Annotated in this window: 28 protein-coding genes; 10 read left to right on the top strand and 18 right to left on the bottom strand. The window is 49.4% G+C overall.

Going from position 1 to position 22,803, the window contains the following annotated elements:
• Nucleotides 1-25: 25 nt before the first annotated feature.
• From HV302_RS12625 to HV302_RS12555, 15 genes are all read right to left on the bottom strand, one after another.
• Nucleotides 26-403 (bottom strand): hypothetical protein, encoded by a 378-nt coding sequence (locus HV302_RS12625; RefSeq protein ID WP_181627416.1) that lies wholly within the window; start codon nt 401-403, stop codon nt 26-28.
• A gap of 9 nt (nt 404-412) precedes the next feature.
• A complete protein-coding gene (locus tag HV302_RS12620; RefSeq protein ID WP_181552884.1) occupies nt 413-1,123 on the bottom strand; it encodes a phage baseplate protein in 711 nt (236 codons plus the stop codon).
• On the bottom strand, nt 1,120-2,073 hold the full coding sequence (locus HV302_RS12615; protein WP_181627415.1) for a hypothetical protein: 954 nt from the start codon (nt 2,071-2,073) through the stop codon (nt 1,120-1,122). The genes HV302_RS12620 and HV302_RS12615 overlap by 4 nt, the downstream gene beginning before the upstream one ends.
• 1,078 nt (nt 2,074-3,151) lie before the next feature.
• Nucleotides 3,152-3,409, bottom strand: a complete 258-nt coding sequence (locus HV302_RS12610) for a hypothetical protein (protein ID WP_181627414.1) — start codon at nt 3,407-3,409, stop codon at nt 3,152-3,154.
• Nucleotides 3,410-3,412: 3 nt separating this feature from the next.
• Nucleotides 3,413-4,294, bottom strand: a complete 882-nt coding sequence (locus tag HV302_RS12605) for an integrase (protein ID WP_230127381.1) — start codon at nt 4,292-4,294, stop codon at nt 3,413-3,415.
• Nucleotides 4,281-4,721, bottom strand: a complete 441-nt coding sequence (locus tag HV302_RS12600; RefSeq protein WP_181627501.1) for a hypothetical protein — start codon at nt 4,719-4,721, stop codon at nt 4,281-4,283. The genes HV302_RS12605 and HV302_RS12600 overlap by 14 nt, the downstream gene beginning before the upstream one ends.
• Nucleotides 4,722-4,997: a hypothetical protein gene (locus HV302_RS12595; RefSeq protein ID WP_181627413.1), complete on the bottom strand. Its 276-nt coding sequence runs from the start codon at nt 4,995-4,997 to the stop codon at nt 4,722-4,724. It lies immediately after the preceding gene.
• 14 nt (nt 4,998-5,011) lie between these two features.
• Nucleotides 5,012-5,242: a hypothetical protein gene (locus HV302_RS12590; protein WP_181627412.1), complete on the bottom strand. Its 231-nt coding sequence runs from the start codon at nt 5,240-5,242 to the stop codon at nt 5,012-5,014.
• Between the two features lie 196 nt (nt 5,243-5,438).
• Nucleotides 5,439-5,798, bottom strand: coding sequence for a hypothetical protein (locus HV302_RS12585; protein WP_071687563.1), 360 nt, complete (start codon nt 5,796-5,798; stop codon nt 5,439-5,441).
• Complete coding sequence (locus HV302_RS12580) at nt 5,785-6,048, bottom strand: hypothetical protein (RefSeq protein WP_181627411.1); 264 nt, start codon at nt 6,046-6,048, stop codon at nt 5,785-5,787. Before HV302_RS12580 ends, HV302_RS12585 begins: the two co-directional genes overlap by 14 nt.
• A 2-nt stretch (nt 6,049-6,050) precedes the next feature.
• Nucleotides 6,051-6,320 (bottom strand): helix-turn-helix domain-containing protein, encoded by a 270-nt coding sequence (locus HV302_RS12575; protein WP_181627410.1) that lies wholly within the window; start codon nt 6,318-6,320, stop codon nt 6,051-6,053.
• A 9-nt stretch (nt 6,321-6,329) separates the two neighbouring features.
• A complete protein-coding gene (locus HV302_RS12570) occupies nt 6,330-7,052 on the bottom strand; it encodes a hypothetical protein (protein ID WP_181627409.1) in 723 nt (240 codons plus the stop codon).
• Nucleotides 7,053-7,059: 7 nt separating this feature from the next.
• A complete protein-coding gene (locus HV302_RS12565) occupies nt 7,060-7,581 on the bottom strand; it encodes a hypothetical protein (protein ID WP_071446410.1) in 522 nt (173 codons plus the stop codon).
• Nucleotides 7,582-7,591: 10 nt separating this feature from the next.
• Nucleotides 7,592-7,882: a hypothetical protein gene (locus tag HV302_RS12560; RefSeq protein WP_181627408.1), complete on the bottom strand. Its 291-nt coding sequence runs from the start codon at nt 7,880-7,882 to the stop codon at nt 7,592-7,594.
• A 500-nt stretch (nt 7,883-8,382) separates the two neighbouring features.
• The gene (locus HV302_RS12555) at nt 8,383-9,099 is read right to left on the bottom strand and encodes a YebC/PmpR family DNA-binding transcriptional regulator (RefSeq protein WP_046276377.1); all 717 of its coding nucleotides are present in this window, start codon (nt 9,097-9,099) and stop codon (nt 8,383-8,385) included.
• Nucleotides 9,100-9,553: 454 nt separating this feature from the next.
• Here HV302_RS12555 and HV302_RS12550 point away from each other — a divergent pair, with 454 nt between their 5' ends.
• Together HV302_RS12550 and HV302_RS12545 are read left to right on the top strand one after the other, a co-directional pair.
• Nucleotides 9,554-9,841, top strand: a complete 288-nt coding sequence (locus HV302_RS12550) for a VF530 family DNA-binding protein (RefSeq protein WP_016153085.1) — start codon at nt 9,554-9,556, stop codon at nt 9,839-9,841.
• A gap of 12 nt (nt 9,842-9,853) precedes the next feature.
• Nucleotides 9,854-11,221 carry a glycoside hydrolase family 10 protein gene (locus HV302_RS12545; protein WP_181627407.1) on the top strand — a complete coding sequence of 456 codons (1,368 nt, stop codon included), beginning with the start codon at nt 9,854-9,856 and terminating at the stop codon, nt 11,219-11,221.
• A gap of 65 nt (nt 11,222-11,286) precedes the next feature.
• Here HV302_RS12545 and HV302_RS12540 read toward each other — a convergent pair whose 3' ends face one another.
• Both HV302_RS12540 and hdeB read right to left on the bottom strand, forming a co-directional pair.
• Nucleotides 11,287-13,230, bottom strand: a complete 1,944-nt coding sequence (locus HV302_RS12540) for a methyl-accepting chemotaxis protein (RefSeq protein WP_181627406.1) — start codon at nt 13,228-13,230, stop codon at nt 11,287-11,289.
• Between the two features lie 155 nt (nt 13,231-13,385).
• Nucleotides 13,386-13,715, bottom strand: coding sequence for an acid-activated periplasmic chaperone HdeB (hdeB, locus tag HV302_RS12535; protein WP_003019999.1), 330 nt, complete (start codon nt 13,713-13,715; stop codon nt 13,386-13,388).
• Between the two features lie 400 nt (nt 13,716-14,115).
• Here hdeB and HV302_RS12530 point away from each other — a divergent pair, with 400 nt between their 5' ends.
• The 7 genes from HV302_RS12530 to HV302_RS12500 are packed head-to-tail and all read left to right on the top strand — an operon-like array spanning nt 14,116 to nt 21,033.
• Nucleotides 14,116-14,982: a MurR/RpiR family transcriptional regulator gene (locus HV302_RS12530; protein WP_181627405.1), complete on the top strand. Its 867-nt coding sequence runs from the start codon at nt 14,116-14,118 to the stop codon at nt 14,980-14,982.
• Between the two features lie 14 nt (nt 14,983-14,996).
• The gene (gene ddpX, locus HV302_RS12525) at nt 14,997-15,584 is read left to right on the top strand and encodes a D-alanyl-D-alanine dipeptidase (RefSeq protein ID WP_016156534.1); all 588 of its coding nucleotides are present in this window, start codon (nt 14,997-14,999) and stop codon (nt 15,582-15,584) included.
• Nucleotides 15,585-15,599: 15 nt separating this feature from the next.
• Entirely contained in the window at nt 15,600-17,162 is a 1,563-nt protein-coding gene (locus HV302_RS12520; RefSeq protein ID WP_181627404.1) for an ABC transporter substrate-binding protein, read from the top strand.
• Nucleotides 17,163-17,206: 44 nt separating this feature from the next.
• Entirely contained in the window at nt 17,207-18,229 is a 1,023-nt protein-coding gene (locus HV302_RS12515) for an ABC transporter permease (RefSeq protein WP_016153091.1), read from the top strand.
• A complete protein-coding gene (gene ddpC, locus HV302_RS12510; RefSeq protein WP_049281776.1) occupies nt 18,226-19,122 on the top strand; it encodes a D,D-dipeptide ABC transporter permease in 897 nt (298 codons plus the stop codon). The genes HV302_RS12515 and ddpC overlap by 4 nt, the downstream gene beginning before the upstream one ends.
• Complete coding sequence (locus HV302_RS12505) at nt 19,119-20,105, top strand: ABC transporter ATP-binding protein (protein ID WP_016156537.1); 987 nt, start codon at nt 19,119-19,121, stop codon at nt 20,103-20,105. Before ddpC ends, HV302_RS12505 begins: the two co-directional genes overlap by 4 nt.
• Nucleotides 20,098-21,033: an ABC transporter ATP-binding protein gene (locus HV302_RS12500; RefSeq protein ID WP_046276374.1), complete on the top strand. Its 936-nt coding sequence runs from the start codon at nt 20,098-20,100 to the stop codon at nt 21,031-21,033. Before HV302_RS12505 ends, HV302_RS12500 begins: the two co-directional genes overlap by 8 nt.
• Nucleotides 21,034-21,061: 28 nt before the next feature.
• Here the strand turns inward: HV302_RS12500 and HV302_RS12495 are convergent, their stop codons facing one another.
• Entirely contained in the window at nt 21,062-21,952 is an 891-nt protein-coding gene (locus tag HV302_RS12495; protein WP_016153095.1) for a LysR family transcriptional regulator, read from the bottom strand.
• A 142-nt stretch (nt 21,953-22,094) separates the two neighbouring features.
• Here HV302_RS12495 and HV302_RS12490 point away from each other — a divergent pair, with 142 nt between their 5' ends.
• Nucleotides 22,095-22,802 carry a CoA transferase subunit A gene (locus tag HV302_RS12490; protein ID WP_016153096.1) on the top strand — a complete coding sequence of 236 codons (708 nt, stop codon included), beginning with the start codon at nt 22,095-22,097 and terminating at the stop codon, nt 22,800-22,802.
• Nucleotide 22,803 lies beyond the last annotated feature (1 nt).

The following is a 22,803-nucleotide window of genomic DNA, read 5'->3' as shown; positions in this document are numbered from 1 at the left end:
TGTCGATATTGTGTTGTTGTGATGTTCATTCTGTGTGCATCCACTTTTCAACGTGTACCACCGTTACTGCCGCATCCAGTGATTCAATATCCAAAAGGTCATCAAGGTCGAAACCTTCCCCGGCATCGTTCAGCATCTGCGCCATTGCTGCCAGATGTGGTAATTCAAACGGCAAATCGCTGTAAAAAGGCATGAACTGGTCTTTGCATTCGCGACAGGTCGCCATGACCATATAAAGGGGCGCATTAATCAGTGGGATGCACTCGACGCGATCCACAACAAGCCCGGTACGTTCAGTAATGTTGATAATCTCGCCCTTGCTGATGGTTGTGCTGTAGTCACCAGCCATCAGAAAGCCTTTGTTAGAAAGCGCAATTTGCGCCGCACCATCATTCAATTTCATGTCGTTTCCTTATGAAGGCTTGTTAGTCTCTTTGCCCTGACCATTTGAAATGTGGGTATGGTCTTTACCTGACTTACCGCCGCTGATATGGTCAGCCGCTTCGCTTTTCCCGGTTACTTTCACGTTGCCGCCAAATTCAGCGTTGCCACCGCCTTTAGCGCCCTGACTGATAGCGCCGGAAATCGTTAAATTCCCGTTTATGGTGGTCATGGGGGCTGTCATATCGATGCCGCCCGGTGCGTTAACGGTCATTTTGTTGCCCGTAAAGGCAAAGGTTGCGCCCTGTCCGGTATCACCTTTAATGCTCCCGTCATCCCATTCGATGAAGGCGCTACCACTGAAAACGCGTATGCCGGGGCTATCTGGCATCTGATGAATTGATTTGTCGGAAAAGCCGCACAGGGCAACGGCATTTGAGAAGGTTTTATGGTCTGGTTCGTCACCGTCGCCGTGGGATAGCGCTATCAATAAGCATTCATCACCCGGCAAAACTCGCCCGCTGATGCCAGACTTGCCGCCATCCCAGACAAGAGTAATAAGGCGCACATTTTCAACCACTGGATAATCGACAGGCTCTGGATTGTCGCCAAACGAACGTTTTGGCGTTGGCCTGACGGTTGCGCGGCCTTCACCTACCGATACAATCACAGCCTCCAGAGCAAAAATTGCTGAGTTAAGCGCCTGCTCTACGATTGCGTTAACCTGACTTCCCGTCCTCATGCAATGATGCCCTCCCATGAGGATGACCATGCCTGACGGTCACGCGTACTGAATCTGTGGGAAATCTTTTTAACAATGATGTTCCAGCCTTCTCCCATAGAAGGCGACGAAAGCTCTACCTGTTCGCCAATCTCAACACCACCACGTAAAAGCGACTCCCAAGTAATAGCCTCAATAACGCCCATCTGACGGCGAGCGCCTTTTGAGTAGTCAACCTGAGAGCCTTTAGGAGGCCACTGGTATGTGGTTATGCTTTTGTCGTGTTTCTTCTGGATTTTGTCTTTTTCTGATGGGTTCTTTTTTTTGGTGCGTTTTGGTGAATGGATCTTCAAAAATGGAGCGCCAAGTAAGCCCGTTTCAGGTGAGAAAATGGCAGCACCAGTGAGAATAGAATCACCGGCTGTAACAACTAGCGACTGATATTGAAGTGACCATGTGGCATTAACTGGCTTACATAAGCTGGTCAGTACATCGCGGGATAATGCAACGCCGCTGACATTCTTAGGCAATACTAATGTTGCTGCAGTTTTCGAAACCTGACACCCCAGCCCCATATCTGACGCAACCAGCGACACAGCCTCTTTGAGGTTTTGCCCCTTTTTAAAAGTGCGAGATGTGACGCTGGCGCGAAATGGAATAAGCGCCTCATAAACTTTCATTTTCAGACCGTAAACCTCGTTAGGCTTAATGGTTACGGCGCTGATTAGCTCCCCCTGAAACAGGGTGAACATGCCTTCATCTATATAGCCAGCGGCAATGCTGACAGTTGAACCAGCCTGAGCGATTGCATTTTGCGTCTGAGGCGTAAGCCCCCACATGGTCAAGTCAGCTTCGTTCGGCTCTTTTTCATCGTCACGCACAGACGAAAAATCCACATCTACATCCGTAATGTGGATCGTCTCGCCATCTGTGCAATTAACGGTTATCTCGAACTGACGCCCGTAAGCCATAAAAATCACCTCCTTATATAGGAGTGATTTAAAGGCAACGCCCAGGCTAATTACAGAAACGCCGCCAGCGGTAATGCGTCAATATTTAGTACAAGGTTGAATCTGTGGATAAACATGGCGAATACCGACACCTGCACGATTTATGTTAGTGGTCAATATCGCTTTGAGGTGGCGTTAATGCTGATTTTTAATGTGGATAACATTTATCGTGCCAGCTTCAATGTTGCAGTTTTGTTTTAATTGTTGTGGATGGTTTTTGCACATTTAATATGTAACATCCCCGCCACCTTTGAACGGGCAATTATTTACCCGTTACAGTTTGGAGCCAGAAAGTGATAGAAAACGCCTGGTGCTGGTGGAAACAAGCCTGAGCGCGGTTTAAATTATTTTCGCCTCCTGCCTCATGCCAGCTTTCCGCTTTTGTGACTAACTCATTATCTTCATGTCAATATGTTAAAACATCTGGTCGGATGAGATTGTAGAAACATTTCCGAACTTTTTTATGGAGATTTCTCTTTGTGCGAGGCTATCATTTTGATTTATAGAGGATTTAAATGGTGCTCTCTTTTCCGGCTTTATTTCAGGCAGAAACATTTATTAATGGTTATGTGGTTTTTGTCTATTCTTCGAACAATCCCATCATATTTTTCAGAATGTCCAACCTTATATATCCGTTTGCTTCACCTGTGTATATTTATGATTTATATGGTTTATTTTGTAGCTTAACTTTTTTGTTTTATCTTGCTGGCAAAATACAATGTATTGACGGCAAAAAACGTACATAAACTGCGCTAAAAACAACCAGTTTTCGCAATTAATTGTTTTTATTGAGTTAAATAATTTTTCGTTGTTTTTGTCTAAAAACTGACTTTAATCACATTACTTTGTTATGTGTTATGGTTCTGATAAACTTATCCACACAACACATATTTAACTTTGTTGTTAACATTTTTAACCTTGCTTGTGTTTGTATTTTGTTAAGCGAAATTTAACGATTTATTCACATAAGCTTTATTGGATGTGTTTTTGCAGGCATAAAAAAACCCGGCAAATGCCGGGTGTGTTCTGCTGACGTTATTTAGACCATTCTACCGAATGCCGTTTCTACTTCTGCTGCGCTCAGTGTCGCTATGTCCCGATAAAGTGCTATTGCTTCCTGAGTCGTTTTGCGACCTCCCATCAATATCTTTTCACCTTCTCGACTAATCATCTCCACTCGATAAATATCAGGTTTCGCTTTTAGGTTTGTACGCAATTGGAGTAATTTAAACAGGCAATGTCTCGGATATTTCTTTTGATACATTACATCATTATCTTTTATTGCTGGTGTTGACATGCCCTACCCCCTGACCTGTAAATATTCTTCTATCGAGTTAGTTAATATTTTTCTCATTGCTGCGAATGGAGGCGACTGTAAATAAATAGATGGTACATCTTTGACGGCGTGGTTAAGTATTAATTCTGTTGCAAGAAAATCCTCACCACGAACAGCGGCAGAAGTACGGAACAACTTACGCAAATCATGACAACGCCACTTTATACCAGCGCGGGATATCGTCGTTACCAGTGTATTATATTTTATTTCTGACGTCCCAATTACAGATAACCACTCACCTATCAGTGGAATGTACTTAACTGGAATAGGTAAAAGCAGGTCAGCATGCGTCTTTGTGCAACGGTCTGGAATAAAAAGTCTGCCACCCGATATAAGAGAGTTGCTGGATAATGAGAGTGTTTCAGATGCCCTTAAACCGAAACATAACATCATACGTGCGGCTGTTCTGTATGGTTCGCGTAGAGATTCTATATCTTGAACAACGGCGGTGTATTCATCAATGCTTACTCGTGCAGGTTTACTTAGTGCTCGATGGCGCTTAATTCTCTTGCTAATTGCCCTTGCTGCGGTTCGCATAGCCTCCAGCATTCTCCCCAGCGAACCGGGCGCGGCTGGCTTGAATTTTATATCAGCATGAATCACCCAAGCAACGACAGCAGCAACACAATCAATGCGCTGACGGATAGTGGATGCCGCCAGACCATTATCAATGCATCTGTCAGCATATCTTACCCATGTATCTGGCACACTGGCGGCGCGAACCCCAAGCGAAAGAACAGGCTCAAGCATTCGAACAGCGTGACGCTCGTTGATAATGGTCTTTTCACGCAAACTGACCGCCTGAGCGCGGCGGTCAACCATAATCAGCAAATCAGAGAGCATCATCACCGCCTTTTACTATTGGCGTTGACTGAGTGGCAACAGTATATAGAGGCTGGATCTTCCAACCTTTTGATAACCAACTATTCGCCACATTGCGGTTTCTTGTTATTGCCGGAATACCGATACCATTATCAGTATGAAGCCATGCTACTGGCTCAGCGCAATCAGCTTTGCGGCGTTCCTGTAGCTCTGTAGCGTCAGCCTCATTCCGGCTTTCAGCCTCGTAGAGTTGCGCCTGAACGTCTTCAATCTCACCGCGTAGCGCCAGATAGTTACGGCGTAGCTCCTGTAGCTCGCGCAACCACGTTGCTAATTGAGCGTGTTGTGCCGCGCACGGGCCTGATAATGTTGTCGCACGTTCTTCAGCGTGTACGATGGCAGTATCTAGATTGAGCGGCCCATCTGTTAGCTGTTCTGGTTTATTGGTCATTTAAAAATCCCCGTCGCCGACTGAAAGGTAATGACTGGCAGATAAAGCAACCATCTTGCTACCCGCATCGCTATCACCCAGCAACAGATTAAAACCGCCCGATGCCGTGTAATAACATGCGTCAGGAAACTCCTGTTTAATTTCATCCAAGAGTGCGGCAAGCGCTTTTGTAAGGCGCTTAAATCGACGTTCTACATTCGGACACTTTTCATCTAATAGATTGTATGCCACGCAATAATCACCGCCGATGTGCTCTAATAGTTCTTCTGTATTCATTCTGTTATCGCTCCTTACCAGTTGCTCATTTCTTCAATAACGGCGCAATCTGCATCTAACTGGTCATTGATAACTTCATCATTGGGCAATGGCTCAACATTACGCGCCGCATGAATAATAACGGCATTCTCACGGCACCAGTTTTTCCACTGTTTTTTATTTGCAAATCCGTCAGGGTGTCCCATCCAGTGACGGGTTTCTTTACGGAATGCACGATTAAGGCGATTTAATTCTGTTTTAGCCATGTTTTTACCGCCCTTTATGGGGCGTCTCCGTTAGTTGTTCCTGAATGCTTCGCTTGCCCTGTTGACGCGCACGATGTTTGTTTGTACGAATCTCAGATTCGTAGCCACTCCCTTTTTGGTAGCCGCGAGAGCGGCACAGGGAACAAGTACAGCCATCTACTGAATAAAATTTCCCGTATGGTTTCATTTGTTGTAATTACCCTTTAACCGCTAGCGCTGTACGAATCGCATTAGCTATAGCTGCGTAAAACGTTGCATCCTCATAATGTTGTTGCCCCGCCCACTCAAAAATCACAGCTGTAAATTTCATATTGCTGATGACTGTTGATGTTGAATCGCTACGGGCATAAAGAGCCACCCATACACCCGGCTTGATAACCTTGCTCTTAACAACACCCAGCGCCGGTATTACTCCGCGAATGGCTGACGCATGACGCTTAGCAGTATCTTTGCTCACCCCTTCTCGTTCACTACGGTCAGCCACCAGCTTTAACGCTTCTTCAATAAGGTCACGCGATAATCTTCGCTCGCTTCTTTTGGTCTTAATTTTGTCCATTCAAAACACCTTTATTAATCATCCATGCTGTTGCATTCGGACTTAAATGAACCTCAGTTACCAATCCACGCGAAGCCATATTTTTTAGCTTCTGGCGAATGTCATACTGGAGAATTACCTTGTCAGGGTGTGCTCGGCACACAGCCTCACGAATGAAGCTGGTATGCATCTTCTGGTCTTTCAGTGTTGGGCTTGTCCAGCGCTGAAAAACATCAAAAATATCCTTATCCGTAATGATGTAACGGCGCATTGTTACCTCTTTGCCTTTTCTTCGATAACTGGAAAATCAATACCAATGCGCAGAGCGGCAGCGGTATTAAAAATCAATCCTATGCGTGGCGTAGCTTCCAACCCTTCAATGCGGCGTATTGTCGAGCGCATGACACTAACCAATCCTGCAAATTCTGTTTTATCCATACCTAATTCACGGCGTAAAGCACCGCTAACAAGCAGGTCTGTTAATTGACCTATAGTCATACGGCGCTTTTCTACCATGACCTTTTTTACTGTTTCATTGGACATAAAACCCCCTTATGAAATGCTTACTACATACTGGTTATCGCTCAATTTAAAGGCGTGGATAGCCGTTCTGGATGCAACCCAGCCATCCTCACCACGTAGAAGTAATGGAATTGTTTTTTCACTGTTAATTAAATTTTCTATTACATTTTTGGTGTTTTCGTCATTACCAGTGTCAAACATGAACGCACGTTGTTTAACTTTGATAACATTGATCTTTTCAGATCCAGTTAAATATTTGACCAGAGTTATCTCTTTTTCCTTAACAGGAGTAATCATGAGGTTTTCAATTGAATGCTTCATGTTTACTCTGTGGGGGTTTTTATATTCAACCTCCCCGGCAATACTTCCGTTTTCCATCAGCCACACAATATCTTTCAATGGGTAATGACTACCCTGAATTAATACATGTTCTTCCCCTTCCCGTACTCTTATAAACACCGGATTACCTTGCTCACCCATTCCTTTACGGGATTTGCGGAACAACTGCCCATCACGGTATTCAAAAAGTTCATGACACTTTTGGAAAAGCCATGCCTGATTAATATCCTCGCTCCCCGATGTTGCACCGTTGATTAAATCAGCGAGGCATGAAACATCAGCATCGGCAACAGACTTAAGCGCAGCACGCATCACATCAGGCAGTTGTAAGCCACCATTTTTAACGCGCTCTTGAGCGCGACTATAGGTTTCTTCGTCTGCCCTAAACTGAATAATTTGTGTTCTTTTGCTCATGTTTTTCTCAAATTAAGTTAGGTGGAATGTAAATCCCGGTTGAAAGCGCTTTATGAAAAGCGTTAGCCATACGACAAGAGTTAATTTCGTCCTTTGACATTGCTGGACGCGGTTTTATAGCCTTCTTCTTTTCTTGTCGTGCTGATTTCAGGGCGCGAGTAATTGCCCCGCTTACAAAGAAGTTTTTTTGTGCATGTTTCAGGTGATAAAGATATTTTCCAGTAGATTCACATTTGATCTTCTCTATTTCTACATAGGGAGAGCGAAACATGTTCCAAATTCTACGGGCGATGTTCTTTGCAGTTTGTTTTTTAAATTTGGCGTTAACTTCTTCTCGGATTTGGCTCATTGACATGTAACGACCTGTCATAATTTTAACGAGGTCTTTCGCTGTTACATTCCGTTTTAACTGGTTGTAAGCCAACAGAAGTGACTCGCGAAAGTAGTCACGGGCAGAGCCGCCGAACGTCTCAGCCCCCTTTCTTGCCAGTTCCCACGCATGCCGGAAAATCAGAGCAAAATCACGCATGATGCGCCCCCTATGCGTTTCGGCTGAGATTCTTAGGATGTGTGGCAATGAAAATGCCGTGATTTTTTCCGTGCGGCGCTACGTGAAAAAACAGGCCGCGACGTGATATTTCGGAGAGGATTTTTGCTGTGCGTTCAGGTAAAGACTGAACATTTTGGCGTGGTGATATATCTGATACTTCATCGCCGAAAAGATGAGCGGTGTTACTACCCTCACCCATTCGGCAACAAATCAAGAGTAAAGCATTAACAACATGCTGTGTGTTGCTGGTGTTGGTTAACTTCACACTCAATATAGCCATAACATTCACCCATAATATCTATGGACTACGTGTTATCGCTCTACCGAATGTATATTATGTTAAATGCAATTTAGTATTTGATGAATGCTTAGTTCATACCCCTTAACTGACGCCGTTCCATCAAATCCTTACCCTTCCCTTATCTGCTACGGTAAAAAGTTTTCGTCAGATGACCCCGAATGCAGATTCCTCTTTAGCCATTCTCTGTTTAGCGGTTCCGGTTGGTACACAGTGATGAAAAACGATAAGGTCAGAGCTGTTGTTGCCTTCGAGTCAGGAAGCCAGGAAGCGGTTTTTTTCATTCCTGGAAAAGCTCCCCCTGCTAATCCTGACTGAAAACTGCTGGACATGACTGTCTGCCTTGAGCAAAAGCAGACAGTCACTTTGATTTTCTACCGTAAATTTTTTCTTTTTTTATAATCAATGTATCGGGCTAGATATTTTTGTAACAACTTTATAAGTTAAAGATCTGCCGCAATTACAGATTCCTTTATTTATAATTAGAGGTTTGCAACGTTGTGATAGACTTTTTGAACATCATCGTCATCTTCAAGGGCATCAACGAGTCCTGCAAAGATTTCTAAATCTTCTGGTGAAAGTTCAACTTCTGATTGAGCAATCATTTCTAATTCTGTTGTTGAGAATTCATTAATCCCTGCGGCTTTCAGGGCTGCAATTCCTTTATGAAGGTCTGTAGATTCAGTATAAATAACGATGTTTCCCTCTTCTTCGGTTACATCGCGAACATCTACATCAGCATTAAGCAAAATTTCAAAAATATGGTCAGGATCTGTTCCTGCAAATACAATCACCCCGGTATTGTCAAACATATAGCTGACAGCACCTGCCGCTCCGATATTCCCGCCTTTTTTGTTGAAAATTGAGCGGACATTAGCAATCGTACGGTTAACATTTGACGTCAACGTTTCAGCGATAATCAGTGAACCACTTGGACCAAAGCCTTCATAACGCCCTTGCACGAACGTTTCATCGCTGCCGCCTTTGGCTTTATCAATTGCTTTATCAATAACGTGTTTAGGAACCTGTGCTTGTTTCGCACGTTCAATAACGAATTTTAAAGCTGAGTTTGATTCTGGGTCTGGTTCACCTTGTTTGGCAGCAGCATAGATTTCTACACCGAATTTTGCATATATATTAGACGTTGCACCGTCTTTAGCAGTTTTTTTAGCAACAATATTTGCCCATTTACGTCCCACTGGAATAGTCTCCTCAGAAATTCATTTACATTACATGCAGATTAATAGCCTGCAATTTTTTTCCGCAATATTATATCATGATATGTAAACTCTCGTCCATGAAAAACAAAATATCCATGTTTTACTAAATGTTACTTTAATTTTATCAATAGTTAACATTATGGATATGTTATTTTCGGTTTTTTTAGATCTTTTGTTTTTTTATTTTAATAGCTGAATGACAGCGATAATACATAAATAAAGAGAAACTGAAGTAACAATCCAGGTATAAATACCCACTTAAGATTAATGAACGCATCTAATCCAGATCTTTTCTTCAGCAATGTCTGGCTGATGTTTACTTCTTAATCATGAAAGCCGAGGAACAGATGCCATTGCTGGTCGCCCCGCTTTCTTGTAACCTTCTTCCCGTTGCACTACTGACAAAATCTGGAACCACTGAACTGGACTTCATATGAATGCTCATATTTCTAAAGACCCTTTACATGGCGTAACGCTTGAAATGCAGGTCAATGCACTGGTTGATCGTTATGGTTGGGCTGAGCTGGCGCAACGCATTAATATCAACTGCTTTAAAAATGAGCCGAGCGTTAAATCCAGTCTGAAGTTTCTGCGCCGCACGCCGTGGGCGCGGGCAGAAGTTGAAGCGCTGTACCTGGATTCACTGCATGATCTGGCCTCAAATAACACCACTGAACCGGCGTTCGATCCCTGGGCTAACAGCCGCAACAAGAAGAATTAAGAGCAAAATCTGATGTCAGCATCCGGTTTTATTTCAGCAAATTATCAGAAAAAACTGGCGAATATTCTCGCCCGTTCCCGAGCCAGGCTGCCGCGAACCAACATGAAATGGTTCGCGCTGCTCGTAGGCAGTATGTTGCTACTTGGCAGTTGTTCTTCACAGCCGCCCGGTTCAAAAATCACCCCACTGCCCCCGGTGGGCAATCCACAGCAGAGCAAGGAGCCGGTACGCGGTATCTGGTTGGCAACGGTTTCGCGTCTTGACTGGCCGCCGATTTCATCCGTCAACATCAGCTCGCCTGCCGTTCGTATCAGCCAGCAGCAAAAGGCGCTGACGGACAAGCTGGATAACCTGAAACGTCTTGGTATTAACACCGTTTTTTTCCAGGTGAAGCCCGATGCCACTGCGCTGTGGCATTCTACAATCTTGCCGTGGTCAGATACCCTGACCGGTAAGATTGGTCAGGATCCGGGTTACGATCCGTTACGGTTTATGCTCGATGAAGCGCATAAACGCGGAATGAAAGTCCATGCCTGGTTTAACCCCTACCGCGTGTCCGTTAACACTAAACCGGCAACGGTTACCGAATTAAACAACACGCTGTCACAGACGCCTTCCAGCGTTTATGTCCTGCATCGGGACTGGATCCGTACCTCGGGCGAGCGTTTTGTGTTAGATCCCGGTATTCCCGAAGTGCGTGACTGGATAACCAGCATCGTGGCGGAAGTGGTTGAGAATTACCCGGTTGACGGCGTGCAATTCGATGATTACTTCTATACCGAGTCTCCCGGCTCTGCGCTCAACGACAGCCAGACCTTCAGAAGATACGGCCAGGGATTTGTCTCCAAAGCTGACTGGCGGCGCGATAACACGCAACGCCTGATCGCTCAGGTTTCACGAACCATCAAGAAACTCAAACCTGAAGTTGAATTTGGCGTCAGCCCTGCGGGCGTGTGGCGCAACCGTTCGCACGATCCGGCGGGCTCCGACACGCGCGGCGCGGCAGCCTATGATGAATCGTATGCGGACACCCGCCGCTGGGTGCAACAAGGCTTGCTGGACTACATCGCCCCGCAGCTGTACTGGCCTTTTGCCCGCGACGCGGCGCGTTACGATGTGTTGGCGAAATGGTGGGCAGATGTCGTCAAATCAACCAACACCCGCCTGTATATTGGGGTGGCGTTGTACAAAGTCGGTGAGCCGTCGCGAAAAGAACCTGACTGGACGGTCAAAGGCGGTGTGCCGGAGCTGAAAAAACAGCTCGATCTGAACGAGTCTGAACCGCACATTAACGGCACAATTCTGTTTCGCGAAGATTACCTTAATCAGCCGCAAACGCAGGAAGCCGTGACCTATATTCGCAGTCGTTGGGGGCGTTAATGGTCGTCCGAATTAGATTTATAACGCAAGAGCGCCCGGTAATACGGACGCTCTTAACCGATCCATCAGGCAACTGAAGGCTCAGGCAATCTGAATGATGAGACCAGCATCGCCAGCTGTTCCGCCTCCTCTTTCAGCGCCTGCGTTCGCGCTGCGGCATCATCAATTAACGAGGCGTTTTGCTGAACGGTGCTGTCCATTTCGGTAACGGCCAGCGTAACTTCGGAAACGCCCTTGCGTTGTTCTTCACCCGCAACGCGTATTTCCCCCATTAACTGACGTACCTGACGTACATTACTGACCAGTTCTCCCAGACGTTCGCCCGCATTGTGAATTTGCTGGCTTCCGCTACCTACATGAGAAACGGATTCATCGATCAATGCTTTTATTTCCTGCGCGGCGGTGGCGCTGCGCTGGGCCAGCGTGCGCACTTCGGAGGCCACAACGGCAAACCCTCTCCCGGCATCACCTGCTCTGGCGGCTTCAACCGCGGCATTCAGGGCGAGAATATTGGTCTGGAACGCAATGCTGTCGATAACCGCGACAATTTCCACCATTCTACCGGATGAGGCACTGACGTTATCCATTGTAGAGATAACACCCTGCATAACATCGCCGCAGCGGTTGGCCGTTTGCGCGGTGCTATCAGAGAGCTCATCCGCCAGTTGAGTATTACTGGCATTTTGATGAACGGTCGCATTTAACTGTTCCATCGCCGCCGAACTCTCTTCCAGCGCAGCGGCCTGTTGCGTCACGCGAGATGAAAGTTCCATATTACTGTCTGCCAGGCTGACAGCGTTATTCGCCACCACTACGCTACTGCTTCTGACAGTGATCAGGATGGCTGAGATTTTATCGACGAACAGGTTAAACGCTTCGGCGATAGCAGAAATCTCATCTTTGCCACGCACATCCAGGCGACGGGTAAGATCGCCTTCTCCCTGCGCAATGTCATCGAGAGCCTGACGGGTATCATCGAGACGTGAAATCAGTCGGCGAACCACCAGCCAGGATTCCACCAGCAACAGGGTCATGATCGGGATCAACACTTCCAGCACGTCCTGCATCATCACTTTGGCAAGGCCGACGATACGCGATTCAGGCGTCGCAAGACCAACAACCCAACCGGTATCCGCCATCGGGAACAGCATCACCCGTGAAGCCGAATTCAGGACGTTATCATTTGCAAGCGTAATCGTTTTCACCCCGTCCGCTGGGCGCAGAGATTTCAGACCGTTTTCCACCGGGATAAGCCATTGCGCGCTTTGCGCCAGATCGTTAATGGTTTTATATTTCGCCAGATCGGCCTGCGGGAAATAGAGGATTTGTCCCTGCTTGTCCACCACAAACGCGTAACCACCGGTGCTGTTTCCCTGTTGCTGCATGAAAGTGGCGACGTTATCCAGGCGAATATCGGTGGTGGCGACACCGGCAAACTTGCCCGCCAGTTGATAAGGTACGCTGCACGTCACCATGTTGACGCCTGTACTGGCGTCCTGGTAGACATCAGACCATAAGCAACTGTTTTGTGAATGCCCTTTGGCATGCTGATACCAGTTTTCATTGTGGTATCCGCTTGACCCTTCGACGTTATAGTCGTTGGAATACACCAGTTTACCTTCAGCATTACGCGCCCAGAAAAAGCTTCTCTTCTCCACACCTGCGGTGAAAGCGTCTGGTTCTGGCCAGATGCCGCCGCCGGTAATAATCGAATCTTTATCTTCACCAATCAGATGCGGAACGACGCTTTGGTAAAGAGATTCATCATTTGGCAGCACCTCAGCCAGTCGTGACAAGCTAACGGTCTCACCTTCAATTCGGGACAATACGGTACTCAACTGGCGGGTTAAACCTTGCCCTGTTTCTTCGATCAGGGCGGTGTTGATTTCAACGACGCGCGGTTGGCCACGCCAGAGCATAATCACCACAATAACAAGGGTCGTGACTGCAAGCAGCAGAATGCCGCCGATGGTTAAACGCGTTGAAATACGAGTAGGATACCAGGCCATACAAACTCCTTCTGCAAAAGGCTAACTTTTATCCAGTATCGGCACAGGCGTTTATATCTTTATAAAGTTTTCTTAAGTATCACAAAATAAATAGGTGACATTGTCACAAATAGCAAAACCCAGCACTTTGGCTGGGTTTTAATAATGACTTAATCTTATTTGGATAATTCTTTTTTGATTTCGTCTTTTATTTTACTTAATTCGCTCTGCGGATGTTTTTTACAAAGTTCAACGGTCAGAGGAACTGCAGTCGTCACGGTTTCGTTATAGTCTACGTAATCGCCACCCTTGAAATCTTCGTCTTCATTGAGCACCCAGAAAGCCACCGGGGCCATAGTTTGCGGGTTCAAATCAATAAACTCCTGGCAATTCATGCCTTTTGGAGTCACTTCAGTTTTAGCGTTATCAGTTGCTGCATTGACGCTGACACTGGTTAACAGCGCTGCGACCAGAATACCTGCTGTAGAAAGGGAGAATTTATTCATTGTAGTACTCCATTTATAATATAAATAATATCTACACTTGCGCTTCAAACCGTTAATGTAGTTCGTAAAAAATAATACCCCTAACGTCATAAGAATAAAGATTTCCACCATTGATATGGCTGAAATTTATATTTCACATTACTGATTCTGATGTCTGGCCGTAAAACGTGGCCACAATGTGATCGTTCCGACGAAATCAGCAGATTCATACCCCTCTTCCCCTGTCGCTGCACCAAAACTGAACTACGCTGCACAAATGTTGATCATTAGTTAACGGATATGTGCTGATTTTTAACAAAAATGGTCGGCGTGCCGCTGTTACCAACATGGCACGCGTCCTGCATTGTTAATTTGCTAACAGTGAACCGTACTCTGACAAACAATTAACAGCGAGAAGGTAATGACAGCGAAACCGGAGTTATTTACCCGCATAGAGCAGACCTTTAGCCAACTGACGCCCAGCGAAAAGCGCGTGGCCGGGTGGCTGTTAGCCCATGCTGTGCAGATCCCTTTTGAAACCGCGGATGGTATTGCTAAAGCAACCGGAACCAGCGGCATTACCGTTGGACGCTATCTGCGTAAACTGGGTTTTCGCAATCTGGAAAATGCAAAAGCCAGCCTGCGGGAGCTACCCGTCGTCGCCTATCAACCCTGGGGGATGAACGAACGGCTGGACTCCTGGCACCAACAACAAAGCCTGCCAGATCGCGCGCAGCAGTCGCTGTTACTGGAAATCGACGCCATTACCTATGTCTATCAACTCGCGCAAGGCGAAACGTTTTTACGCATAGCGCAGCGGCTGGCACATGCGGAAGCCGTGTATATCCTTGGGATCCAGTCCACCCGCGGGATCGCTAACGCCTTTTTCAGTCACCTGGAATACCTGCGGCCTAAAGTCAGCTACTCCGAAGGGCTTTCCGGCAGTTGGGTCGAGTCGCTGAATTCAGGATTCACCCAGCCTTACGTGGTGATCACCGATATGCGCGCCTATTCCGCTATCTCGCGACAATATTGCCGCGTTGCCACAGAACGCTGCATTCCGCTGGCGTTAATAACCGATGTGTGGTGCCCGTGGGCCAGAGACTATTCCATTGACTTACTTCAGGTGAAAACTGACACCGGACATTTCTGGGACTCACTGGCTCCGGTGAGCTGTCTGTTCAACTTATTACTCTCTGCGGTGGTGGCACAACTGGGTGACTCCCTCGCAGAACGCCTGCAAACCAATCGCCAGTTACAACAACAATTTGGTCAATTCGAACAATAAACAGGAAACGTGCTATGTCAGAAACCCCAGAACTGGTCGATCTGTCGGTGATATTCCCGTCGCTGCATATCGATCTTAAATACGCTACGGCAGACAACATTACCGGCGCCCCTATCTACCGGGAAGCTCGTTGCCTGTTGCATACCGAGGCGGTCACTGCGCTGGCGAAAAGCATCAGTATTGCGCAACTGGCGGGCCTGAAACTTGTGGTATACGACGCGTATCGCCCGCAGCAGGCGCAGGCGGTGCTGTGGAATGCGTGTCCGGATCCTCAGTATGTTGTCGATGTGGCGATAGGATCCAATCACAGCCGCGGGACGGCCATTGACGTTACGCTAATGGACGATCGTGGCAATCTTCTCGATATGGGCGCGGGCTTTGATGAGATGCACGACCGTTCCCATGCCTGGCACCCTTCTGTTCCTCCGGCTGCGCAGCGCAACCGCCTGCTGCTCAATGCCATTATGTTCGGCGGCGGTTTTGTCGGTATCACCAGCGAGTGGTGGCATTTTGAATTACCTGATGCCGCCCGCTATCCGCTGCTTGACGATCAGATAGATTGTTACACTGTCACACCCATAACAACACAACATTCCCTTTAATTCTGGAGCCTGGTTATGAAGACTACACTTGCGTTAAACGCGTTTTTTCGCCCCGCTCTGATAGCCGTTGCGCTGGCGTTTGCCCTGCCCGCTGCGCAGGCCGCCGTTCCCAAAGATATGCTGGTGATCGGCAAAGCTGCCGATCCGCAGACGCTCGATCCCGCCGTGACCATCGATAACAACGACTGGACGGTCACCTATCCCTCTTATCAGCGGCTGGTTCAGTACAAAACGGATGGCGGTAAAGGCTCCACGGAAGTTGAAGGCGATTTGGCCAGCGGCTGGAAGGCCTCTGACGACCAGAAAGAGTGGACGTTTATCCTGAAAAACGATGCCAAATTCGCCGACGGAACGCCGGTGACGGCTGATGCGGTAAAGCAATCTTTTGAACGCCTGCTCAAAATCGGCCAGGGGCCTGCAGAAGCGTTCCCGAAAGATCTGAAGGTCGAGGCTATCGATAACAATACGGTGAAGTTTACCCTCAGCCAGCCATTTGCGCCGTTCCTGTATACGCTGGCCAATGACGGGGCTTCAATTATTAACCCGGCCGTCTTAAAAGAGCATGCCGCAGACGATGCCCGCGGATTCCTGGCGCAGAATACGGCAGGCTCCGGTCCCTTCATGCTCAAAAGCTGGCAAAAGGGACAGCAGTTGGTACTGGTTCCTAACCCATATTATGCCGGTGCAAAACCGGCGTTTAAGCGGGTTTCGGTAAAAATCATCGGTGAAAGCGCCTCTCGCCGTCTGCAATTGTCGCGGGGTGATATCGACATTGCCGATGCGCTTCCGGTTGACCAGCTTGCCGCCTTAAAACAGGAAGGCAAAGTTAACGTGGCGGATTATCCCTCGTTGCGCGTGACCTATCTGTATCTGAATAACAGTAAAGCGCCGCTCAATCAGGTGGATTTACGCCGCGCCATCTCGTGGGCCACCGATTATAAAGGCATGGTAAACGGGATCCTGAGCGGCAACGGTAAGCAAATGCGAGGTCCGATCCCTGAAGGCATGTGGGGTTTTGACGACAAGGCCATGCAGTACAGTTTCGATGAAGCCAAAGCGAAAGCGGCGTGGGACAAAGTTGCCACCAAACCTGACAGTCTGAGCTTCCTGTACTCGGATAATGACCCTAACTGGGAACCTATCGCGCTCGCGACCCAGGCAAGCCTTGGCAAACTGGGCATTAAGGTCAAGCTGGAAAAACTGGCGAACGCCACCATGCGTGACCGCGTGGGCAAAGGAGATTACGACATTGCCATTGGCAACTGGAGCCCTGATTTCGCCGATCCGTACATGTTTATGAACTACTGGTTTGAGTCAGATAAGAAAGGCTTGCCGGGTAACCGTTCGTTCTATGAAAACGGTGAGGTCGATAAGCTGTTGCGTAGCGCGCTGGCCACGACCGATCAGGTTGCCAGAACCAATGACTACCAGCAGGCGCAAACTATCGTGATTCATGAAGCCGCCTACGTCTATTTATTCCAGAAAAACTATCAGTTGGCGATGAACAAAGACGTCAAAGGATTTGTATTCAACCCCATGCTGGAACAGGTCTTCAATATCTCCACCATGAGTAAATAAGCCACGTTAATGCGGAGCCGCTCTGGCTCCGCAAGGGGAAGCTAATGACGTTCTGGAGCATTTTACGCCAGCGATGCTGGGGACTTATTCTGGTGGTTATCGGTGTTTGCGTAATCACTTTTATTATTTCGCACCTGATACCTGGCGACCCCGCGCGGCTGTTGGCGGGCGATCGCGCCAGCGATGAAATTGTCGAAAATATTCGCCAACAGTTGGGGCTGAACCAGCCGCTGTATGTCCAGTTTTTTCGCTATGTCAGCGACATTTTTCACGGCGATTTAGGCACTTCTATTCGCACCGGACGTCCGGTGCTGGATGAGCTGCGCATCTTCTTCCCCGCCACCCTTGAGCTGGCTTTCTGCTCCTTGTTGCTGGCGCTGGTTATCGGTATTCCTTTGGGCATTTTATCTGCGGTCTGGCGCAACCGCTGGCTTGATCACCTCGTTCGCCTGATGGCAATCACCGGTATCTCCACGCCAGCATTCTGGCTGGGGCTGGGGGTTATCGTGCTGTTTTATGGTCATCTGCAAATTTTACCCGGTGGTGGACGTTTAGACGACTGGCTGGATCCGCCAACTCACGTCACCGGGTTCTATCTGATTGATGCACTGCTGGAAGGCAATGGCGAAGTCTTTTTCAATGCGCTTCAGCACCTGATCCTGCCATCACTGACGCTGGCCTTTGTGCACCTGGGGATCGTTGCCCGCCAGATTCGCTCCGCCATGCTGGAGCAACTGAGTGAAGATTACATTCGCACCGCTCGCGCCAGCGGGTTGCCGGGCTGGTACATCGTGTTGTGTTACGCGTTGCCAAATGCGCTTATCCCCTCGATAACCGTTCTCGGCCTGGCATTGGGCGATCTGCTCTACGGTGCGGTGCTGACTGAAACGGTCTTCGCCTGGCCGGGAATGGGCGCCTGGGTGGTGACGTCGATTCAGGCGCTCGACTTCCCGGCGGTAATGGGATTTGCCGTGGTGGTCTCTTTCGCCTATGTGCTGGTTAACCTGGTGGTGGATTTACTCTACTTGTGGATCGATCCACGAATTGGACGCGGAGACGCACAATGATGCTCACACAAGAAACGCCAGCCGCGCCTCAGACAGCACGCCGTCGCACGGACTGGGCTAAACTGTTCTGGATGATGAAAAGCAGCCCGCTGACGCTGGTTGGCGGGGTCATCATTGTGTTGATACTGCTGCTGATGGTGCTGTCGCCGTGGATAACCCCTCACGACCCTAATGCCATCAATTTGAGTGCGCGCCTGCTGCCCCCGTCAGCCGCTCACTGGTTTGGTACCGATGAAGTCGGCCGCGATCTGTTCAGCCGCGTTCTGGTGGGTAGCCAACAATCGGTCGTTGCGGGGCTGGTCGTGGTGGGTATCGCCGGGGGATTGGGTTCGCTGCTGGGCTGTTTGTCTGGCGTCATGGGCGGACGCGCCGATGCAATTATTATGCGAATAATGGACATTATGCTGTCCATTCCCTCGCTGGTGCTGACGATGGCGCTGGCCGCCGCGTTGGGTCCAAGCCTGTTTAACGCCATGCTGGCGATTGCTATCGTACGTATTCCGTTTTATGTACGCCTCGCACGCGGTCAAACGTTAGTAGTGCGCCAGTTTACCTATGTGCAGGCGGCGCGGACCTACGGCGCATCACGCTGGCATCTGATTAGCTGGCACATTTTACGTAACTCTCTGCCCCCGCTAATTGTGCAAGCGTCGCTGGATATCGGCAGTGCCATCCTGATGGCCGCCACGCTCGGATTTATCGGTCTGGGCGCACAGCAGCCCAGCGCTGAATGGGGAGCGATGGTCGCAATAGGCCGTAACTATGTGCTTGATCAGTGGTGGTATTGCGCTTTCCCCGGCGCCGCCATTCTGATTACCGCCGTGGGCTTTAATCTCTTTGGCGATGGTATTCGCGATCTGCTTGACCCGAAAGCCGGAGGAAAACAGTCATGACACAACCCGTGCTGGAAATCGAAGATTTGCATTTGAGTTTTCCCGGCTATAAAGCTGACGTGCATGCGCTTAACCATGTATCGCTGCATATCAACCGCGGAGAAATCGTTGGCGTGGTTGGTGAGTCCGGTTCCGGTAAGTCCGTGACGGCCATGCTCACCATGCGTCTGCTGCCGGAAGGCAGTTATCATATCCACCAGGGACGCGTTTCGCTGCTGGGGGAAGATGTGCTCAATGCCAGCGAGAAGCAAATGCGCCAATGGCGCGGCGCACGCGTAGCGATGATCTTTCAGGAACCCATGACGGCGCTGAATCCGACCCGACGCATCGGTCAGCAAATGGTGGAGGTTATCCGCCATCATCAGGCGTTAAGCCGCACGGATGCCCGTCAGAAAGCCATCGCTTTACTCCAGGAGATGCAAATCCCGGATGCGGCGGAAGTCATGAAGCGTTTCCCGTTTGAGCTTTCCGGCGGGATGCGCCAGCGCGTAATGATAGCGCTGGCCTTTTCGTGTGAACCGGAGCTTATTATTGCCGATGAACCGACCACCGCACTGGACGTCACGGTGCAACTGCAGGTGCTGCGTTTGCTGAAGTTAAAAGCGCGAGCCAGCGGGACAGCCGTGTTATTTATCAGCCATGATATGGCGGTGGTTTCACAGTTATGCGACCGGTTGTACGTCATGTATGCCGGAAGCGTGATTGAGAGTGGCCCAACGCAAACCGTTATTCAACGCCCGACGCATCCCTATTCCATTGGTCTGCTGAAATGCGCGCCGGAACACGGCGAGCCGCGCGCATTGCTGCCCGCCATTCCCGGCACCGTGCCGAACTTAACCTGCTTACCGACGGGATGCGCGTTTCGCGAGCGCTGCTTTGCCGCTGGCCCCCGTTGTGAAGAAACACCTGCGTTACGCAGTCAGGGAGGCGGGGATCAACAATCTGCCTGCTGGTATCCGCAACTGGAGACAACACATGTCTGATTTTTTACTGGCGCTGCAGAATGTCCATGTCAACTTCCCTGCGCGTAAAAACTGGCTCGGCAAGGTAACGGAACGGGTGCATGCCCTCAATGGTCTGGATTTACAGATCCGTCAGGGGGAAACGCTGGGGATTGTTGGCGAGTCCGGTTGTGGAAAGAGTACGCTGGCGCAACTGCTGATGGGGATGCTGAAACCCAGTCAGGGCAACTATGCTCGCCGTGGTGACAAGCAGCATACCGGTATGCAAATGGTCTTTCAGGATCCCCTTTCATCGCTGGATCCGCGCTTACCAGTATGGCGGATTATCACCGAACCGGTGTGGATCCAAAAACGTCCTGCAGAACGTGAGCGCCGTATGCTTGCTGAAGATTTGGCGCGACAAGTGGGAATTCGTCCTGAATATCTCGACCGCCTGCCGCATGCGTTTTCCGGTGGACAGCGCCAGCGTATTGCCATCGCCCGGGCGTTGTCATCAGAGCCGGACGTGATTGTGCTTGATGAACCTACTTCGGCGCTGGATATCTCCGTGCAGGCGCAAATTCTCAATCTGCTGGTGTCATTGCAGGCTCGCAGGAACCTGACCTACGTGCTGATCTCGCACAACGTGTCGGTGGTTCGCCATATGAGCGACCGCGTGGCGGTGATGTACCTCGGGCAAATTGTTGAGCTGGGCGATGCGCAGCAGGTACTCACGCAGCCCGCCCATCCCTACACGCGATTATTGCTGGATTCGGTCCCTAAAACGGGAGCACCGCTGGCGGAGGATTTGGTGTTACGGAAAACCGAACTACCGGGGAACCGAACGCTGCCCCAGGGTTGTTTTTTCCGTGACAGATGTCCACTGGCGACCAGCGGCTGTGAGAAGAAACAGGTATTGCTGAAAAGTGATAGCGGAGGTGAAGTTCGCTGCTGGCGGGCGGTTGCATGAGCTGAACGGTTGGCGTATTGCGTGAGGGTCAGGTGCAATACGCCTTTTTCAGTGAATCCACCAGCACTTCAGAAGCGGTAGATAACTTATGATGCGCCGAACGCAAAACGCCGATCCGACGCTGGATCACCGGCGTATCCAGATCGATACAGGTTGCGCCCAGCTCTGTCATTTGCGTACGGCACAATGCGGGCACGGCGCTGCCGCCCAGTCCGCTCGCCACCAGGCGACCAACCGTCACAAGTTGATGGCTCTCCAGCGCCACCTCCAGCGTATGCCCACTTTGCACCAGCTGTTCTTCCAGCATCAGGCGCACGGCGGAAGGACGTTGCAGGGTGATAAAATCCAGCGTCAGTAATTCGCGCCACGCAATACGATCCCGGCCCGCCAGTTTGCATGTCGGCGGAACAATCGCGATAAAACGATCCACGCCGAGCGGGGTGAAATGCAGATGCCCTGAAGAATCCGGCTCAAAGGCAATGCCCATCTCCACCCGCCCTTCACTGACCATCTCAATCACTTGTTCGTTAATGACGTCATGTACCGTTACGTTGATCCCGGAGTAGGAATCACGAAACGTTTTCAGTACCGATGGCAGGACGTTAGCGGCGAATGAGGGCATGGCGGCAATAGAGATTTTCCCGCGCTGCAGCGTAAAGCGTTGGCGCATTGCCTCTTCCGTATTCTCCCAGTCCGCCAGCAGCTGTCGCCCCATGTTGAGCAGCGTTTCTCCCTCCTGCGTCAGGGTCACTTTGCGGGTGGTTCTCAACAGTAACGCCCCGCCCAGTGAATCCTCCAGTCCTTTAATCGCCAGGCTTAAAGCGGGTTGCGACATATTCAGTCTTTCACTGGCATGAGCAAAATTCAGAGTGTGAGCTACCGCTAAAAACGCGCGTAACTGTTTGATGCTCATTCCCATTTCGCATTCCTTTAACTTGTTGAATACCTTTAATTAACATTAAATTGATAAAAAAACCCAATGAGTGAGTCACAAATTTAAAATTAACAAATCATTTTTCACCCCCAATGATGTCGGCAAGGACAACAGGAGGGGCAAGTATATGGCTGGACTGGATAAACGGGTTGCCACCTATCAAGAGGCGCTGGAAGGACTGACCGATAACATGACGCTGCTGGCGGGCGGTTTTGGCTTATGTGGGATCCCTGAGAACCTGATTGCCGAAGTACGCCGTCGGGAGGTTCAGGGGCTTACGGTTGTGTCAAACAACTGCGGCGTGGATGGTTTTGGCCTTGGCGTTCTGCTGGAAACGCGCCAGGTACGCAAAGTGGTCGCATCTTATGTAGGTGAAAACGCCCTGTTTGAGCAGCAGGTTCTCAGCGGTGAACTGGAAGCTATCCTGACGCCGCAAGGCACGCTGGCTGAGCAGTTGCGCGCTGGCGGCGCGGGGATCCCGGCATTCTTTACCGCGACCGGATACGGAACCCCGGTCGCGCAAGGGAAAGAAGTTCGCGAGTTTGCCGGACGCCCTTACATCTTAGAGCAGGCGATAACCGGTGATTTTGCGTTGGTTAAAGGCTGGAAAGCCGACTGGTACGGCAACGTTATTTATCGCCACACCGCACAAAATTTTAATCCGCTGATGGCTGCCGCTGGGCGTATTACCGTCGTGGAAGTTGAAGAAATTGTCCCTCCCGGAGAGCTGGACCCCGCCGCAATTCACACCCCCGGAATTTACGTTAACCGCATTATCCAGGGGCAGTTTGAAAAACGTATTGAACAACGCACCCTGCGCCAGAAAGGAGCCTGAC

The organism is Citrobacter sp. RHBSTW-00859 (genome assembly GCF_013729795.1).
GTDB lineage: Bacteria > Pseudomonadota > Gammaproteobacteria > Enterobacterales > Enterobacteriaceae > Citrobacter > Citrobacter braakii.
Note: the sequence above shows the minus strand (reverse complement) of the source record. Positions and strands in the feature narration are given on the sequence as shown.

What these genes read in the sequence shown, in the direction of transcription:
- HV302_RS12625 (WP_181627416.1), bottom strand. Translation starts at nt 403, where the DNA reads ATGAAATTGAATGATGGTGCGGCGCAAATTGCGCTTTCTAACAAAGGC.
- HV302_RS12620 (WP_181552884.1), bottom strand. Translation starts at nt 1,123, where the DNA reads ATGAGGACGGGAAGTCAGGTTAACGCAATCGTAGAGCAGGCGCTTAAC.
- HV302_RS12615 (WP_181627415.1), bottom strand. Translation starts at nt 2,073, where the DNA reads ATGGCTTACGGGCGTCAGTTCGAGATAACCGTTAATTGCACAGATGGC.
- HV302_RS12610 (WP_181627414.1), bottom strand. Translation starts at nt 3,409, where the DNA reads ATGTCAACACCAGCAATAAAAGATAATGATGTAATGTATCAAAAGAAA.
- HV302_RS12605 (WP_230127381.1), bottom strand. Translation starts at nt 4,294, where the DNA reads ATGATGCTCTCTGATTTGCTGATTATGGTTGACCGCCGCGCTCAGGCG.
- HV302_RS12600 (WP_181627501.1), bottom strand. Translation starts at nt 4,721, where the DNA reads ATGACCAATAAACCAGAACAGCTAACAGATGGGCCGCTCAATCTAGAT.
- HV302_RS12595 (WP_181627413.1), bottom strand. Translation starts at nt 4,997, where the DNA reads ATGAATACAGAAGAACTATTAGAGCACATCGGCGGTGATTATTGCGTG.
- HV302_RS12590 (WP_181627412.1), bottom strand. Translation starts at nt 5,242, where the DNA reads ATGGCTAAAACAGAATTAAATCGCCTTAATCGTGCATTCCGTAAAGAA.
- HV302_RS12585 (WP_071687563.1), bottom strand. Translation starts at nt 5,798, where the DNA reads ATGGACAAAATTAAGACCAAAAGAAGCGAGCGAAGATTATCGCGTGAC.
- HV302_RS12580 (WP_181627411.1), bottom strand. Translation starts at nt 6,048, where the DNA reads ATGCGCCGTTACATCATTACGGATAAGGATATTTTTGATGTTTTTCAG.
- HV302_RS12575 (WP_181627410.1), bottom strand. Translation starts at nt 6,320, where the DNA reads ATGTCCAATGAAACAGTAAAAAAGGTCATGGTAGAAAAGCGCCGTATG.
- HV302_RS12570 (WP_181627409.1), bottom strand. Translation starts at nt 7,052, where the DNA reads ATGAGCAAAAGAACACAAATTATTCAGTTTAGGGCAGACGAAGAAACC.
- HV302_RS12565 (WP_071446410.1), bottom strand. Translation starts at nt 7,581, where the DNA reads ATGCGTGATTTTGCTCTGATTTTCCGGCATGCGTGGGAACTGGCAAGA.
- HV302_RS12560 (WP_181627408.1), bottom strand. Translation starts at nt 7,882, where the DNA reads ATGGCTATATTGAGTGTGAAGTTAACCAACACCAGCAACACACAGCAT.
- HV302_RS12550 (WP_016153085.1), top strand. Translation starts at nt 9,554, where the DNA reads ATGAATGCTCATATTTCTAAAGACCCTTTACATGGCGTAACGCTTGAA.
- HV302_RS12545 (WP_181627407.1), top strand. Translation starts at nt 9,854, where the DNA reads ATGTCAGCATCCGGTTTTATTTCAGCAAATTATCAGAAAAAACTGGCG.
- HV302_RS12540 (WP_181627406.1), bottom strand. Translation starts at nt 13,230, where the DNA reads ATGGCCTGGTATCCTACTCGTATTTCAACGCGTTTAACCATCGGCGGC.
- hdeB (WP_003019999.1), bottom strand. Translation starts at nt 13,715, where the DNA reads ATGAATAAATTCTCCCTTTCTACAGCAGGTATTCTGGTCGCAGCGCTG.
- HV302_RS12530 (WP_181627405.1), top strand. Translation starts at nt 14,116, where the DNA reads ATGACAGCGAAACCGGAGTTATTTACCCGCATAGAGCAGACCTTTAGC.
- ddpX (WP_016156534.1), top strand. Translation starts at nt 14,997, where the DNA reads ATGTCAGAAACCCCAGAACTGGTCGATCTGTCGGTGATATTCCCGTCG.
- HV302_RS12520 (WP_181627404.1), top strand. Translation starts at nt 15,600, where the DNA reads ATGAAGACTACACTTGCGTTAAACGCGTTTTTTCGCCCCGCTCTGATA.
- HV302_RS12515 (WP_016153091.1), top strand. Translation starts at nt 17,207, where the DNA reads ATGACGTTCTGGAGCATTTTACGCCAGCGATGCTGGGGACTTATTCTG.
- ddpC (WP_049281776.1), top strand. Translation starts at nt 18,226, where the DNA reads ATGATGCTCACACAAGAAACGCCAGCCGCGCCTCAGACAGCACGCCGT.
- HV302_RS12505 (WP_016156537.1), top strand. Translation starts at nt 19,119, where the DNA reads ATGACACAACCCGTGCTGGAAATCGAAGATTTGCATTTGAGTTTTCCC.
- HV302_RS12500 (WP_046276374.1), top strand. Translation starts at nt 20,098, where the DNA reads ATGTCTGATTTTTTACTGGCGCTGCAGAATGTCCATGTCAACTTCCCT.
- HV302_RS12495 (WP_016153095.1), bottom strand. Translation starts at nt 21,952, where the DNA reads ATGGGAATGAGCATCAAACAGTTACGCGCGTTTTTAGCGGTAGCTCAC.
- HV302_RS12490 (WP_016153096.1), top strand. Translation starts at nt 22,095, where the DNA reads ATGGCTGGACTGGATAAACGGGTTGCCACCTATCAAGAGGCGCTGGAA.